Origin of the sequence: Arthrobacter crystallopoietes, assembly GCF_002849715.1 — a bacterium.
Taxonomy (GTDB): Bacteria; Actinomycetota; Actinomycetes; order Actinomycetales; family Micrococcaceae; genus Crystallibacter; species Crystallibacter crystallopoietes.
Genome location: NZ_CP018863.1, coordinates 3,740,135 through 3,754,655, shown reverse-complemented (window position 1 = coordinate 3,754,655; position 14,521 = coordinate 3,740,135). Strand labels below are relative to the sequence as shown.

Below are 14,521 nucleotides of genomic sequence, written 5' to 3'. Positions count from 1 at the left end.
TATAAGATCGATGGTATGCCCCACAACGTAGCAACAGCACCCCTGGGCACCCTTGTCCAGGGAACCGTCAGTCCAGTCCGGCCCGTCCCGACGTCGATTCCCAGGCCGGAGTACGTCTGGAAGCCGGCGCCGGCCAAGTTCACGGGCTCGGAAATCAAGGACGCCGAGACAATCGAGCGGATCCGGGTGGCGAGCAAGATTGCTGCCCAGGCCATTGTCGAAGTGGGCAAACATATTCGCCCCGGCGTCACCACGGACGAGCTGGACAAGGTGGGGCACGAATTCCTGCTTGACCACAAGGCCTACCCGTCATGCCTCGGCTACCGCGGGTTCCCGAAGTCGCTGTGTTCTTCCGTCAATGAAGTTATCTGCCACGGCATACCGGACACCACGGTGCTGCAGCACGGGGACATCGTCAATATCGACATCACTGCTTACATCAACGGTGTCCACGGGGATACCAACTACACCTTCCTCGTCGGGGACGTTGACGAGGAGTCCCGGCTCCTGGTCGAACGCACCCAGGAATCACTGAACCGCGCCATCAAAGCGGTCGCCCCCGGCCGGCAGATCAACGTCATCGGCAGGACCATCCAGTCCTATGCCAAGCGTTTTGGTTACGGCGTGGTCCGGGATTTCACCGGCCATGGCGTCGGCGAAGCCTTCCACTCCGGCCTGATCATCCCGCACTATGACGCCGCTCCCGCCTACAGCACCGTCATGGAGCCCGGCATGGTCTTCACCATCGAGCCCATGCTGACACTGGGCACCATCGAGTGGGACATGTGGAAGGACGATTGGACCGTCGTGACCAAGGACCGCAAGCGGACCGCGCAGTTCGAACACACCCTCGTGGTGACCGACTCCGGTGCGGAAGTCCTGACTTTGCCCTGAGACGACAGTAGGCTGTTGGCCAGACGTAATTCGAACGACAGTGCGGAGATCCCATGCCCAGCAGCGCCGACGAGAAGGCCGCCAAAAAGGCTGCCCGGTCCGTCATCGGCATTGACATCGGCGGAACCGGCATCAAGGGCGGCATTGTCGACCTGAAAAAGGGCAAACTGCTGGGCGAACGTTTCCGCATTGACACTCCCCGTCCTTCCACCCCTGAGGCAGTTGCCGATGTCGTGGCCAAGATCGTGGAAGAACTCGCCTCCCGCCCGGAAGCCCCGGCGGCCGACAGCCCGGTAGGCGTCACGTTCCCGGCTATCATCCGCCACGGGGTTGCCAAATCCGCCGCGAACGTGGACCCCAGCTGGGTAGACACGGACGTCGACGCGCTGCTGACCCGAAAGCTGGGGCGGGAAGTCCAGGTCATTAACGACGCGGACGCCGCGGGTCTGGCCGAAGCACGTTACGGAGCGGGTGAAGGAGTCGCGGGGACAGTACTGGTCATTACCCTGGGGACCGGCATCGGTTCGGCCTTCATCCACGATGGCAAACTCATACCGAATGCGGAACTCGGGCACCTGGAGATCGACGGTTTCGATGCCGAGTCCAAGGCCTCAGCTACCGCGCGCGAACGCGATGGACTGGACTGGGATGCCTATGCGGTGCGCCTGCAACGCTATTTCTCCCATGTCGAGTTCCTGTTCTCGCCCGAACTGTTCATTGTCGGCGGCGGCATTTCCAAGCGCAGCCAGGACTTCCTGCCCAAGCTCGATCTCAATACCGAGATCATTCCCGCCGAGTTGAAGAACAACGCCGGCATTGTGGGCGGGGCTTTGCAAGCAGCGCTCAGTTTCAAGTACTTCAAGTAAGGAAAAGGGCCCGCAGCAGCGGACCCTTCCTTATGTGGTGCCGGTGGCAGCCGCGGCTTCCCCTCCGTGGCCGCCACCGGAAACTGTGGCGTTGTTACTGTGCCGTCAACGGCCGCTGGGTTCCCGAGGGGCCCTGATTCTTGGTGGCCTCGGATTCAAGCCGCAGCCGGTCTATCGCGGCTTCGAAATCCTCCAGGGAGTCGAACGCCTGATAGACACTGGCGAACCGCAGGTAGGCCACCACATCCAGGTTCTTCAGCGGCCGAAGAATTGCGAGACCGACTTCGTGGGCGTCAATTTCCGCTGCCCCGCTGGACCGGATCGATTCCTCCACCTCCTGGGCTAGCATGGCCAGGTCGTCTTCGGTCACGGGGCGGCCCTGGCAGGCCTTCCGGACGCCGTTGATGACCTTGGCCCGGGAGAACGGCTCCGCCACGCCGGAACGCTTAATAACGCTGAGGCTGGTGGTTTCGAGGGTGGTGAATCGCCGGCCGCATTCAGGACACAGCCGGCGCCTGCGGATCGCCGAGCCATCATCGGTCAGACGGCTATCCACGACCCTGGAATCAGGATTACGGCAGAACGGACAGTACATACCGAATCCTTTCGTGGTCCAGACAACAACTGATCAATCATAAAACTACATCTTGCGAATTACAAGCGTGTGATTACTACATCTTGTGTCTGAGCCATGTTGCGGCGGCGGCGGCGAGTGTTACGACGGGAATCTTACAGTGACGGCATCGCCATGCGCCGGCAGGTCTTCTGCTGTGGCCAGCGAAACAATGTGCCCGCTTACTTCGCGCAGTGCACGCTGGTTGTAGTCGACAATCTGGACAGCTTTCAGGAACGTGGTGACGTTGAGGCCGGATGCGAATGTGGCTGTCCCGCTGGTCGGCAGGACGTGGTTGGAGCCGGCGCAGTAATCCCCCAGGCTCACCGGTGAATAATTGCCCACGAACACGGCGCCGGCGTTGCGGATACGTCCGGCGATCCCCGAGGCATTCTGGGTGTGTATCTCGAGGTGCTCGGCCGCATAAGCGTCACAAACCGCAATGCCGTGCTCGACGTCGTCGACCATAATTACGCCGGATTGCGGTCCGGAAAGGGCCTCGCGGACCCTCTCCACGTGCTTCGTGCTGCTAATTTGCGCAGCAAGTTCCCGACGGACGGCCTCGGCCAGTTTCTCCGACGGCGTCACCAGAACGGACGCGGCATGGGGATCATGCTCCGCCTGGCTGATGAGGTCCGCCGCGACGAAAGCCGGCTCTGCACTGTCGTCCGCAAGGATTGCAATTTCGGTGGTGCCCGCCTCCGCGTCAATACCCACCACGCTCTTGACCAGGCGCTTGGCCGTAGCAACGAAGACGTTGCCGGGACCGGTGACCACATCGACCGGGGCCAGCGCGGGGCCGAAGTCATTGGCGGGAACACCATAGGCAAACGCCGCCACTGCCTGCGCACCGCCGATGGCATAGACCTCGTCAATACCCAGCAGACGGGCCGCCGCCAGAATGGTGGGATGCGGCAGGCCGCCGAAGTCTTTCTGCGGTGGTGAGGCTAATGCGATCGAACCAACGCCGGCGGCCATCGCCGGAACGACGTTCATCACCACCGACGAAGGATAGACCGCCAGCCCGCCCGGGACGTACAGGCCCACCCGCGAAACCGGTACCCACTTGTGCGTGACCGTGGCGCCTGGGGCGATCTCCACCGTGGCATCGTCCGGCTTCTGCGCGTCGGCAAAGACGCGAGCCCTCGCGATGGACTCTTCCAGAGCGGCACGGACCGCCGGATCAAGTGCCTCCAGCGCGCGGACCAGTTCTTCCTGCGGCACGAGGGGGTGCTGCTGTTGCACGCCGTCAAACCGCGATGCCAGTTCGGCCAGCGCCGCGAACCCGTCGCCTCGCACCTTGTTGATAATCTCCTCGACCGCATGCGAGGCGACGTCAAAGGTCGTCTCTGCCCGGGGCATGGCGGCCTTCAGCTCTGCGGTATTCAAATGGCGCCCGCGCAGGTCCAAGAGGGGAAACTGGGAAAAGGATTCAAGGTTCGAAGCAGGATTCACGTTTCCATTCTACTGAGCCCGGCCCAGTCGTTTCCTGCCAGGGGCCATGGTTGAGGAGCAGGCAGGAAATTTAGCACAACTTAACACAATGCCCCACGCCGCCCGATGCCGAATACGCTGAACGTTAATGGGTCAGGCTGTCTTCTGTCCCCACCGAATAGTTCTGGAGAAACATTGTTGTGAGTGCCGAATCCGTAGCAGCACAGTCTGTCACGCCCGCCGGGCAACTGCTGGGAACCACCTTCCGGGAGGTCTTCCGGCGGCATGCTGCCGGAGTGGCGATTCTCACCGTTGAGTACGAGGGCAAGCCTTTTGGCTTCACGGCGACCTCGGTGGCGTCCCTGTCGGCGGAGCCACCGCGCTTCACCTTCAACATGGCCCGCTCCAGCTCGTCCTGGCCCGCCGTCGCGAACTCGAACTATATTGGCGTCCACATCCTCGGCCAGGACAACCGCGGGCTCGCCGACCGTTTCGCCCGTACGAAAGACCGCTTCAGCGGAGATCATTGGGAAGCAGGTCCCTACGGGGTGCCTCTCCTGAAGGATGTCCATGCCTATCTGGTCGGCAAGATCCAAATGCGCGTGTCCTTCGAAAACAACGCTGTGGTGATCGTCGAGGTAGTGGAAGGCTCGCTCGGCGACGAAGCGACGCCGCTACTGTACCACAGCGGCTCCTACGTTCGCCCGAGTCCGCTCGAATACCAGATCTAAATCCCCGGAGCCGCTAGACGTCGAGGCAGGCTGGACCCAGCAGCACCTTAAGATCACCAAAGAGCGACGGCGTGGGGTTGACCCGGAGATCGACGCCAAGCTTCATCACTTCAACTTTCCGTGAGCTGTTCAGCCGCACCTGGACTTCGGTGGTTCCCGGGTGTGTCCGCAGCACGTCGCCAAGGGACGAAACCACCGTCTCGGTCGCCTTGAAACTGGCCATGGAAATTACCACCGGCCCGGAATGGCCATCGCTGAGGTCAGGAACGGTCAGCTCCTGGGCATTCAGCGTTACTGCGCCGTCGTCACGGCGCTGCAACCGGCCGCGGACGACGACGATCAGGTCTTCCGCCAGGATGGTCGAGATCGGTCCGTACACCTGACCGAAGAACATCACTTCCATGGAGCCGCCGAGGTCTTCCACCTCGGCACGGGCGTAGGCGTTGCCGCTGTTCTTGGCGATCCGGCGCTGCAAGGAGGTGATCATTCCGGCAATAGTGACGATGGCACCGTCCGCGGGACCGTCTTCGCCGATGACTGAGGTAATGGTCAGGTCCGCATGCTGGCTCAGCAGACCTTCCAAGCCCTGAAGCGGATGGTCCGAGACATACAGGCCGAGCATGTCGCGCTCGAACGCCAGTTTGTCCTTCTTGTCCCATTCAGGCAGATCCGGAACTTCCACGGCCAGTCCGCCGGAGGTTTCACCGCCGTCGTCAAACGCACTGAAGAGGTCGAACTGGTTGGCTGCCTCGTTGCGCTTGAGCACAATGACGGAGTCAACCGCTTCTTCATGGATCATGGCCAGGGCGCGGCGCGGATCGCCGAGCGAGTCGAACGCGCCGGCCTTGATCAGTGATTCGATGGTCCGCTTGTTGCAGACAACCGCGGGAACCTTCTGTAGGAAATCGCTGAACGAGCTGAAGTGCCCCTTCTCCTCGCGGGCGGCGACCATGGCATGGACCACGTTGGCGCCAACGTTGCGGATGGCGCCCATGCCGAACCGGATGTCCTTGCCCACCGGGGTGAAGTTCACACTGGATTCGTTGACGTCCGGCGGAAGCACCGTAATGCCCATGTGCCGGCATTCGTTAAGGTACATGGCCAGCTTGTCCTTGTCGTCACCGACGGAGGTCAGCAGCGCAGCCATGTATTCGCCCGGATAATGCGCCTTGAGGTACGCCGTCCAATAGGACACGACGCCGTACGCGGCCGAGTGTGCCTTGTTGAACGCGTAGTCCGAGAACGGGAGCAGGATATCCCACAGCGTCTTGATGGCTGCGGCGGAATAGCCGTTGTCCTGCATGCCCTTTTCGAAGCCGGCGTACTGCTTGTCCAGCTCCGACTTCTTCTTCTTGCCCATGGCACGCCGCAGAATATCTGCCTGGCCGAGCGAGTACCCGGCCAGTTTCTGCGCGATCGCCATAACCTGTTCCTGATAGACGATCAGGCCGTAGGTGCCGCCTAGAATTTCGGCCAGCGGCTCCTCAAGCTCCGGGTGGATAGGAGTGATCTCCTGCAGCCCGTTCTTGCGCAGCGCGTAGTTATTGTGCGCGTTAGCGCCCATCGGCCCGGGGCGGTACAGCGCAAGCACCGCGGAAATGTCTTCGAAGTTATCCGGCCGCATGAGCTTCAGCAGGGACCGCATCGGGCCGCCGTCGAGCTGGAAGACTCCCAGAGTGTCGCCGCGTGCCAGCAGGGCGTAAGAGTCCGGATCATCCAGTGTCAGGTCCTCAAGCACCAGCTCGAAGTCCCGGTTCATCTGGATGTTTTCCAGCGCGTCCGTGATGATCGTCAGGTTCCGCAGACCGAGGAAGTCCATCTTGATCAGGCCAAGGCCCTCACAAGTCGGATAGTCGAACTGCGTGATGACCTGGCCGTCCTGCTCACGGCGCATGATCGGAATGATATCGATCAGCGGATCCGAGGACATGATCACACCGGCCGCGTGGACACCCCACTGCCGCTTCAGGCCCTCGAGCCCGAGCGCCGTTTCGAAGACCTTGGCTGAATCCGGATCCGACTTGAGCAGTTCCCGCAGCTCTTCGGCCTCGCTGTAGCGCTTGGCCTCCGGATTGTGCACGTCCTGCAGCGAAATGCCCTTGCCCATGACGTCCGGCGGCATCGCCTTGGTCAGCCGCTCTCCCGTCGAGAAGGGGTAACCCATGACGCGCGAGGAGTCCTTCAGCGCCTGCTTGCCCTTGATGGTGCCGTACGTGACAATCATGGCCACCCGCTCGTCACCGTACTTCTCGGTGACATACCTGATGACCTCCGAGCGGCGCCGATCATCGAAGTCGACGTCGAAGTCAGGCATGGACACACGGTCCGGGTTGAGGAACCGTTCGAAGATCAGACCGTGCTTGAGCGGATCCAGGTCCGTGATGCGCATGGCGTAGGCCGCCATTGAACCGGCACCCGAACCACGGCCCGGTCCTACGCGAATGCCGTTATTCTTGGCCCAGTTGATGAAGTCGGCCACGACCAGGAAGTACCCGGGGAAGCCCATCTGGGAGATGACGCCGACTTCGTAGTCCGCTTGCTTGCGGACGTCGTCGGGAATACCCGCCGGGTAGCGGTAATGAAGGCCTTTTTCGACCTCCTTGATGAACCAGGACTCCTCGTTCTCCCCTTCCGGAACGGGGTACCGCGGCATGTAGTTGGCCTGGGTGTTGAACTCGACGTTGCACCGTTCGGCGATCAGCAGGGTGTTGTCGCAGGCCTCCGGATAGTCGCGGAAAATGGCCCGCATCTCAGCCGGAGATTTCAGATAGAACTCATCGGCGTCGAACTTGAAGCGCTTGGGATCGGCCATCGTCGAGCCGGACTGGACGCAGAGCAGTGCCGCGTGGGCCTTCGCGTCCTCGGCATGTGTGTAGTGCAGATCGTTGGTTGCCACCAACGGCAGCTGCAGCTCGCGGGCCAGCTTGAGCAGATCCGCCTGGACATTGCGCTCGATGTCGAGGCCGTGGTCCATCAGTTCGCAGTAAAAGTTCTCCGGCCCCAGGATGTCCCGGAAATCCGAGGCGGCCTGCATCGCTTCCTTGTAGAGCCCCAGCCGCAGCTTCGTCTGCACCTCGCCCGATGGGCAGCCGGTGGTGGTGATCAGGCCCTTGCCGTAGGTCTGCAGCAGATCCCGGTCCATGCGGGGCTTGTACAGGTACCCCTCCAGCGACGCCAGGGACGACATGCGGAACAGATTGTGCATGCCCTCGGTCGTCTCGGCCCACATCGTCATATGCGTGTATGCACCGGCGCCCGAGACGTCGCCGCGGCCGCCGTCGCCCCAGCGGACACGGGTCTTGTCCGACCTCGCCGTGCCGGGCGTCAAATAGGCTTCCACCCCGACGATCGGCTTAATGCCGGCGTTGTTGGCCTTGTTCCAGAAATCGAAGGCGCCAAAGACAAAACCGTGGTCCGTGGTGGCCACGGAGTCCATGCCGAGTTCATGGGCATGTTCGAAGAGGTCCGTCAGGCGGGCTGCGCCGTCGAGCATGGAGTACTCGGTGTGGTTGTGGAGATGTACAAACGAATCAGTACCGGAAATCGAGCTAGTCACAGTTGCCACCACTTCATTCTAGGCGGGCACGTTTCATGCCGCGGTCCCGCCGTCGTACAGATCAGACCCGGTGTTCGGCCAGTGCTTCCAGTGCATAGGCCAGATCCTGGGGATATTCGCTTTCGTACTCCACCCATTTTCCGCTGACCGGATGGTCGAAACCGAGTTTCTTGGCGTGGAGCCATTGTCTGGTCAGGCCGAGTTCGGCCGCGAGCTTCGGGTCCGCCCCGTAAGTCAGGTCCCCGGCGCACGGGTGGCGGAGAGCGGCGAAATGAACGCGGATCTGGTGCGTCCGCCCCGTCTCCAGATGAACTTCGACCAACGACGCCTTTCCGAACGCTTCAATCACCTTGTAATGGGTGACTGAGTTCCGCCCGTCCTCCACGACGGCGAAGCGCCAGTCGTAGCCCGGGTGCCTGCCGATGGGTGCGTCGATAGTTCCTTCGAGCGGATCCGGCAGGCCCTGTACCAGTGCGTGATAAACCTTATCGACCGTACGTTCCTTGAAAGCCCGCTTGAGCAGCGTGTACGCGTGCTCGGTCTTTGCCACGACCATGACGCCTGACGTGCCGACATCGAGCCGGTGCACAATGCCCGCACGCTCCGCCGCCCCGGACGTGGAAATTCTATATCCCAGTGCGGCCAGGGCACCCACCACGGTGGGGCCGACCCAGCCTGGCGAGGGGTGGGCAGCCACTCCAACAGGCTTGTCAATCACGACGAAGTCATCATCGTCACCGAGAACCTTCAAATCTTCCACCTCTTCGACGACGATCTCCAACGGATCCCGCTCTTCGGGTCTGCGGATTTCAAGTTCTCCCGCATTCGGCAACCGGTCTGATTTGCCCAGGATCTTGCCGTTAAGCCTGACATGGCCCGCGGTGCACAACGTCGCGGCCGCCGAACGCGATATGTCCAGCAGGCCGGCAATAGCAGCGTCGGCGCGTTTGCCCGCCGTCTCCGGGTCAAGCGAGAACTGGTAAAGCTGATCAGGCACCGTGCTGCTCCGGGCTGCGGTCTTTCGGCGGCTGTTTACCGGACGGTACGCGTTCGCCGTCGATACCAATGCCCATGAAGGTCAGAATGCACCAGAGTATTACGCCGCCGACCACGGCACAGTCCGCAATATTGAAAATGGCGAAATTGGGGAACGCGATGAAATCCACCACATGGCCGACGCCGAAAGACGGTTCCCGGAAGAGCCTGTCCGTCAGGTTGCCCAGCGCACCGCCCAGAAGTAGGCCGAGGGCGATGGACCACCAGGCGGATCGGACCTTGCGTGCGTAGAAAATGATGGCACCGGAAACCAGGACCATCACGATCGTAAAGACCCAGGTGTAGTCCTGGCCGATCGAAAACGCCGCACCCGAATTTCGGATGAAGTGCCAGTGCAGCAGCGGGGGCAGCACCGGAATGATATCGCCCTCCGTCATGGTGCTGACGACCCACCATTTGGTCAGCTGATCGAAGAGGTACGCAAACGCGGCGCAGCCTGCCAGGATCAGGACAAAACCAGCGGTGCGCCGGCTGCGGACACCGGTGGGTTGGCGTTCGATGCTGCTGTCCGCGGGCTGGTCCCCGGAAGATGGTTCAGACATGATTCTTTTCTAACGGCAATAACGGATGGCGGCACGGAACACGGCTAGAGAAATGGCCGGTGTCAGGGAATTCCCGGCACCGGCCATCCTTGCCCTTGAACAAAGGGCTCAAAACTGGGTCAAGCTGAGGACTCTAGCTCTCCTTGATGTCCGGAGTCGCAAAGGAGCCACGGGCTTCCAGATCGCGCAGCTGGCCTTCGATGTAGGCCTTGAGTCGTGAACGGTAGTCCCGTTCGAAGCCGCGCAGCTGCTCGAGCTTGCGCTCCAGTACAGCCTTCTGCTGCTCCAGGGAGCCCAGCGTTTTGCGGCTCTTCTCCTGTGCATCGTTGACGAGGGTGCTCGCTTCCATCTGAGCTTCGGCAATGATCTTGTCGCGCTGCTCGACGCCGGCGTTGACATATTCGTCGTGAAGCTTCTGCGCCATGGCCAGAACACCCGCGGCGGACTCGGCAGTGGCAGTGTGGCCGCCACCGGCTGCTGGAGCGGCGGGAGCCGGAGCACTGACGACCGGAGCGGCCGCCGTAGCGGGAACAGCCGCTGCAGGCTTCTCGCGCTTAGGCTCTTCCTTGACCTCCTCCTGCGGCTCCTCTTCCTTGGCCGGCTCGGCCTTCGGAGCGGCTGCAACAGGGGCCGGGACGTTACCAGCGGATGACTGGCCCGAGGTGGCTTCGCCGAGCTTCTTGCGGAGCTCGTCGTTTTCCTGGTTCAGCCTGCGCAGTTCTACGACGATTTCATCAAGGAAGTCATCGACCTCGTCCTGGTCGTATCCTTCACGGAACTTCGTCGGTTGGAACCGCTTGTTGACAACGTCTTCTGGCGTCAGAGCCATGTGGTCACCTCATACTGGTTCTTGTGGATCATGATTTCGTGCCAATGCACTCATGACAACGGTAGCGAATAATCGCCATGACGATTTACATTCACTAGGGATATCTGAATCAGAGTATATCTTTTCGATCTTGAAAACTAACCGCGTCTGAAGCAGGTCAGTCCCTAGGCAAGGCCTGCAACGATAAACAACGCAATGCTAGTCAGAATGAAGAGGACCAGGAATGCCAGGTCCAATGCGAAGCCGCCGATGCGCAGCGGCGGAATCATCCGCCGCAGTGCCCTGAGCGGCGGATCCGTGACGGCATAGATGGCCGATGCAGCCACCAAGGCGACGCCACGCGGGCGCCATTGCCGGGCAAAAGTCTGGACAACATCAAAAACAATGCGGATGATCAGCGCCAGCTGAAACAGCATGAGCACTAAATACAGCAGAGCAAAAATAATGGACACGCGGGTTCCACGATTCCTAGCGGTAGACGAGCAGTTAAATGAGCATACTGCCGTATGGGCAGCATGCTCCGCTAGCTCTGGTTGAAGAACGTCGCCTGGTGGTCGCTGGCCTGCTTATCCTCGCCGAGCACTTCCATGGTCGACGGCGAGAGCAGGAACACTTTGTTGGTGACCCGTTCAATGCTGCCGTGCAGTCCGAAAACCAGCCCGGCGGAGAAGTCAACCAGCCGTTTGGCGTCTGCCTCACCCATGTCGGTCACGTTCATGATCACGGGAATCCCGTCGCGAAAGCTTTCACCAATGACTTTCGCGTCATTGTAGGAACGGGGATGGACTGTGGTGATCTGACGCAGCACGGATGACTCCTCACGGGACGACGGGGCACGCTTGATCGGCGTTACGGGAGCACGGTATTCCTCCGCCACAGGCTTCACGGGCGACGGCGCACTCTCCACCCGGCGCTCCTCACGGCTCTGTTCAACACGCTGGTCCTCGTCCCGGTTCTGGGGTTCCCTGTTCAGCGACTCGTTTTCTTCGGACTCGTAGTGCTCGTCACCGTCGGCGAGCCCAAGATAGATCATTGTCTTGCGCAAAGCGCCGGCCATGGTTAGCTCCTATCGTGTCTTCAACACTGCTCTCGCCAAAAACGCTACCTCAAAGCGGGTCTCGGTCCGAGGACATCTGAGCCGACACGCAGGTGTGTCGCACCGGCCGCTATGGCGGCTTCCAAGTCCTGGCTCATACCGGCGGAGACCATCGACGCGCTAGGAAAAATTTCGCGCAACTTGGCCGAATAATCCATTAACCGATCAAAGGCCGGGGCCGGGTCCGTTCCCAGTGGCGCAACTGCCATTAAGCCGCCCAGTCGCAGACCACTTGCAGAATCAATGGCTCGTGCGAGTTCCTCGATCTGCTCGGGTTGGGCGCCTCCCCGAGGACCGGCGGCCTCCCCCGCTTCGGGCACCTCCGTGCGCTCATCGAGATCGACCTGGATCAGACACAGCAGTTCCGGCCGCGGGGGAAGGTTGGCGGCACTGCGTCGTTCCTGCTCAACGACCATCGCTTTGCCCAGGGCACCGATCAAGGACGAACGGTCCACGGAATGCACCGCGTGCGCGTACCGCACCACAGACTTGGCCTTGTTCTTCTGCAGCTGCCCGATAAAGTGCCAGCGCAGGGACTCGCCTGCCGCGGTGTCCGCCAGCTCCGCCGCTTTTTGCGAAGCTTCCTGGTCCCGGTTCTCCCCCACGTCCGCAACACCGAGTGCCGCCAGCGCGGCAACGTCGGCCGCGGGAAAGAATTTCGTCACCACAATCAATTCGGGCGCAGGACCTGTGCGTTGGGCAGCGGCGGCCTCAATCCTTGTCCGCACCTTCGCCAGGTTCCGGCGAAGCTCCTCAGTCCTGTCCATTTCAGTCATAGTTCCCTCCATACGAGGCCGGCGAAGCGGCCTGTTTGTGGATTGCGCCGGTAGGAGAACAGCCGGGAATCCTCGAGGGTGCATCCGTTCAGCCGCCGCGTTTCCACGTCCAGCGTTTCCAATTGGCCTGCCGCGCCGGCAGGCAGGTCCAAAGCCGGCGTTCCCCAGGAAGTTTCAGAGTATAGCTGCGGCAGTTGCTCACAGGACGCTGTCCTCATGTGTGCGGGGACCTCGTAACAGCGTCCGCAGATCGAGGGGCCAATCCACGCCCGGATGTCCGAGACTCCCGAGGCGCGCAGTTCGGACACAGTGTTCACGAGGACGCCATCCAGCAATCCCCGCCGGCCTGCATGCGCGACGGCGGACGCGTGTCCTCCGTCCGCCGTGGAACCGGCGAAAACGACCGGCAGGCAGTCGGCCACCATCACCGCAAGCGGCACGTCCGCTTGGGGTGATACGAGCGCATCAATTTCCGTTTCCGGCGGAGGCGCCGGCTGACCTGTCGACGCCACGCCCACGTTGGCGGAATGGACCTGGTTCATGAAGCGCAGCGAGCCCGGCACCATACCAAGTTCGGTCTCCAAGGACCTGCGTCTGTCCTGGACGGAAGCCGGCACATCGCCTACATGCAAAGCAAGATTGCCGGCAGCCTTATCGGTAAAAGCCACCCACAGGCCGTCGCCGACCTGTTCACGCCACCAAAGCACTGCCGGCAATCCTGTCTGTTCTTGCGTTGTCTGTTCTATTTGAGGAAATCCGGAACGTCCAGGTCATCCGTGCGACCGGCCGTCAGGTCCGGCTCGACGACGGCAGGCAGGTCTACGTCGAAACCTGCATCCGCCGGGACGTCGTAACGCTGCGGCATCTGCCCCCAGCTGCCGCTGGAAGCTGCAGGCGCGGCTGCCGGTACCTGTGCGTGTTCGGCAGGCTGGGTCGGCGGAACTGCCGGCGCTGCCGGGGCGTTCGCAGGCTTCTGCGCAGGCTGCGCTGCGGACGTAACATCCACCTGATCAAAACCTGCGGCGATCACCGTGACGCGGGCCTCGTCACCGAGGGCATCGTCGATGACCGCGCCGAAGATGATGTTCGCCTCCGGGTGGGCCACTTCCTGGACGAGGCGGGCAGCCTCGTTGATTTCGAACAGACCGAGGTCCGAACCGCCCTGGATGGACAGCAGCACGCCATGCGCACCGTCGATGGATGCTTCCAGCAGCGGCGACGCGATGGCCAGTTCGGCAGCCTTGACCGCACGGTCCTCGCCCCGGGCGGAACCGATACCCATCAGGGCCGAGCCGGCGCCCTGCATGACGGACTTCACGTCAGCGAAGTCCAGGTTGATCAAGCCCGGCGTGGTGATCAGATCGGTGATGCCCTGGACGCCGGACAGCAGGACCTGATCGGCCGAGCGGAAAGCGTCGAGCATCGACACGTTACGGTCGCTGATGGAGAGCAGCCTGTCGTTGGGAATCACGATCAGCGTGTCCACTTCATCACGCAGCGTCTCGATACCGCTTTCGGCCTGGTTCGACCGCCGGCGGCCCTCGAAAGTGAACGGACGGGTAACGACACCGATGGTCAGCGCACCCAGAGAACGCGCGATACGTGCCACCACCGGAGCGCCACCGGTACCGGTCCCGCCGCCTTCACCGGCAGTTACGAAAACCATGTCGGCGCCGCGAAGCACTTCTTCGATTTCCTCAGCGTGGTCTTCGGCAGCCTTGCGTCCAACTTCCGGATCAGCGCCTGCGCCCAGTCCACGCGTAAGTTCACGCCCCACGTCAAGCTTGACGTCCGCATCGCTCATGAGCAGAGCCTGCGCATCGGTATTGATGGCAATGAACTCCACGCCGCGGAGCCCTACCTCGATCATTCGGTTGACGGCGTTCACTCCACCGCCGCCGATGCCGACGACTTTAATGACGGCCAAGTAATTTTGCGGTGCTGCCACGTCCTGTGTCCCTTGTTCGAATCTGTGCACTGATCAATTCCGCCAGGCCGGATCGGACACCGGCCCAATGGTTCACTCGGTAACCTTAACCCTCAACTTGAGGGTTAGAGTTATGTCAAGTAACTTCTATTCCGAGACGCTAGGCGCATCCCCGTCCTCATGCAACGACCGCTGCCGCGT

General features: G+C 61.7%; 14 protein-coding genes. 3 read left to right on the top strand and 11 right to left on the bottom strand.

What is annotated here, in order from left to right; genetic code table 11:
* The first annotated feature begins 15 nt into the window (after positions 1–15).
* Together map and ppgK are read left to right on the top strand one after the other, a co-directional pair.
* The gene (gene map, locus AC20117_RS17325; RefSeq protein ID WP_074702596.1) at positions 16–894 is read left to right on the top strand and encodes a type I methionyl aminopeptidase; all 879 of its coding nucleotides are present in this window, start codon (positions 16–18) and stop codon (positions 892–894) included.
* A 53-nt stretch (positions 895–947) separates the two neighbouring features.
* A complete protein-coding gene (ppgK, locus tag AC20117_RS17320; RefSeq protein WP_074702597.1) occupies positions 948–1,760 on the top strand; it encodes a polyphosphate--glucose phosphotransferase in 813 nt (270 codons plus the stop codon).
* A 94-nt stretch (positions 1,761–1,854) separates the two neighbouring features.
* Here the strand turns inward: ppgK and nrdR are convergent, their stop codons facing one another.
* Positions 1,855–2,355: a transcriptional regulator NrdR gene (nrdR, locus tag AC20117_RS17315; protein WP_074702598.1), complete on the bottom strand. Its 501-nt coding sequence runs from the start codon at positions 2,353–2,355 to the stop codon at positions 1,855–1,857.
* A gap of 120 nt (positions 2,356–2,475) precedes the next feature.
* The gene (hisD, locus tag AC20117_RS17310; RefSeq protein WP_074702599.1) at positions 2,476–3,828 is read right to left on the bottom strand and encodes a histidinol dehydrogenase; all 1,353 of its coding nucleotides are present in this window, start codon (positions 3,826–3,828) and stop codon (positions 2,476–2,478) included.
* A 179-nt stretch (positions 3,829–4,007) separates the two neighbouring features.
* Between hisD and AC20117_RS17305 the strand changes: the two genes are divergently transcribed.
* Entirely contained in the window at positions 4,008–4,538 is a 531-nt protein-coding gene (locus AC20117_RS17305; RefSeq protein ID WP_236777359.1) for a flavin reductase family protein, read from the top strand.
* Positions 4,539–4,551: 13 nt separating this feature from the next.
* Here the strand turns inward: AC20117_RS17305 and dnaE are convergent, their stop codons facing one another.
* From dnaE to ftsZ, 9 genes are all read right to left on the bottom strand, one after another.
* A complete protein-coding gene (gene dnaE, locus AC20117_RS17300) occupies positions 4,552–8,031 on the bottom strand; it encodes a DNA polymerase III subunit alpha (RefSeq protein ID WP_236777603.1) in 3,480 nt (1,159 codons plus the stop codon).
* Positions 8,032–8,155: 124 nt separating this feature from the next.
* Positions 8,156–9,091 carry an RluA family pseudouridine synthase gene (locus tag AC20117_RS17295; RefSeq protein WP_074702601.1) on the bottom strand — a complete coding sequence of 312 codons (936 nt, stop codon included), beginning with the start codon at positions 9,089–9,091 and terminating at the stop codon, positions 8,156–8,158.
* On the bottom strand, positions 9,084–9,692 hold the full coding sequence (gene lspA, locus AC20117_RS17290; RefSeq protein WP_074702602.1) for a signal peptidase II: 609 nt from the start codon (positions 9,690–9,692) through the stop codon (positions 9,084–9,086). The genes AC20117_RS17295 and lspA overlap by 8 nt, the downstream gene beginning before the upstream one ends.
* A gap of 133 nt (positions 9,693–9,825) precedes the next feature.
* Positions 9,826–10,521 carry a DivIVA domain-containing protein gene (locus AC20117_RS17285; protein WP_074702603.1) on the bottom strand — a complete coding sequence of 232 codons (696 nt, stop codon included), beginning with the start codon at positions 10,519–10,521 and terminating at the stop codon, positions 9,826–9,828.
* A 164-nt stretch (positions 10,522–10,685) separates the two neighbouring features.
* The gene (locus AC20117_RS17280; RefSeq protein WP_074702604.1) at positions 10,686–10,973 is read right to left on the bottom strand and encodes a YggT family protein; all 288 of its coding nucleotides are present in this window, start codon (positions 10,971–10,973) and stop codon (positions 10,686–10,688) included.
* A gap of 71 nt (positions 10,974–11,044) precedes the next feature.
* Positions 11,045–11,578 (bottom strand): cell division protein SepF, encoded by a 534-nt coding sequence (locus AC20117_RS17275; RefSeq protein ID WP_074702605.1) that lies wholly within the window; start codon positions 11,576–11,578, stop codon positions 11,045–11,047.
* A 44-nt stretch (positions 11,579–11,622) separates the two neighbouring features.
* Positions 11,623–12,393 (bottom strand): YggS family pyridoxal phosphate-dependent enzyme, encoded by a 771-nt coding sequence (locus AC20117_RS17270; protein ID WP_074702606.1) that lies wholly within the window; start codon positions 12,391–12,393, stop codon positions 11,623–11,625.
* Positions 12,390–13,100, bottom strand: coding sequence for a purine nucleoside phosphorylase YfiH/LACC1 family protein (locus AC20117_RS17265; protein WP_074702607.1), 711 nt, complete (start codon positions 13,098–13,100; stop codon positions 12,390–12,392). Before AC20117_RS17265 ends, AC20117_RS17270 begins: the two co-directional genes overlap by 4 nt.
* 35 nt (positions 13,101–13,135) lie before the next feature.
* Complete coding sequence (gene ftsZ, locus AC20117_RS17260) at positions 13,136–14,341, bottom strand: cell division protein FtsZ (RefSeq protein ID WP_074703440.1); 1,206 nt, start codon at positions 14,339–14,341, stop codon at positions 13,136–13,138.
* Positions 14,342–14,521 lie beyond the last annotated feature (180 nt).

Bases quoted from the DNA above. Each gene is read 5' to 3' on its own strand.
- map (WP_074702596.1), top strand. From the start codon at position 16: ATGCCCCACAACGTAGCAACAGCACCCCTGGGCACCCTTGTCCAGGGA.
- ppgK (WP_074702597.1), top strand. From the start codon at position 948: ATGCCCAGCAGCGCCGACGAGAAGGCCGCCAAAAAGGCTGCCCGGTCC.
- nrdR (WP_074702598.1), bottom strand. From the start codon at position 2,355: ATGTACTGTCCGTTCTGCCGTAATCCTGATTCCAGGGTCGTGGATAGC.
- dnaE (WP_236777603.1), bottom strand. From the start codon at position 8,031: ATGCTCGACGGCGCAGCCCGCCTGACGGACCTCTTCGAACATGCCCAT.
- lspA (WP_074702602.1), bottom strand. From the start codon at position 9,692: ATGTCTGAACCATCTTCCGGGGACCAGCCCGCGGACAGCAGCATCGAA.
- AC20117_RS17285 (WP_074702603.1), bottom strand. From the start codon at position 10,521: ATGGCTCTGACGCCAGAAGACGTTGTCAACAAGCGGTTCCAACCGACG.
- AC20117_RS17275 (WP_074702605.1), bottom strand. From the start codon at position 11,578: ATGGCCGGCGCTTTGCGCAAGACAATGATCTATCTTGGGCTCGCCGAC.
- AC20117_RS17270 (WP_074702606.1), bottom strand. From the start codon at position 12,393: ATGACTGAAATGGACAGGACTGAGGAGCTTCGCCGGAACCTGGCGAAG.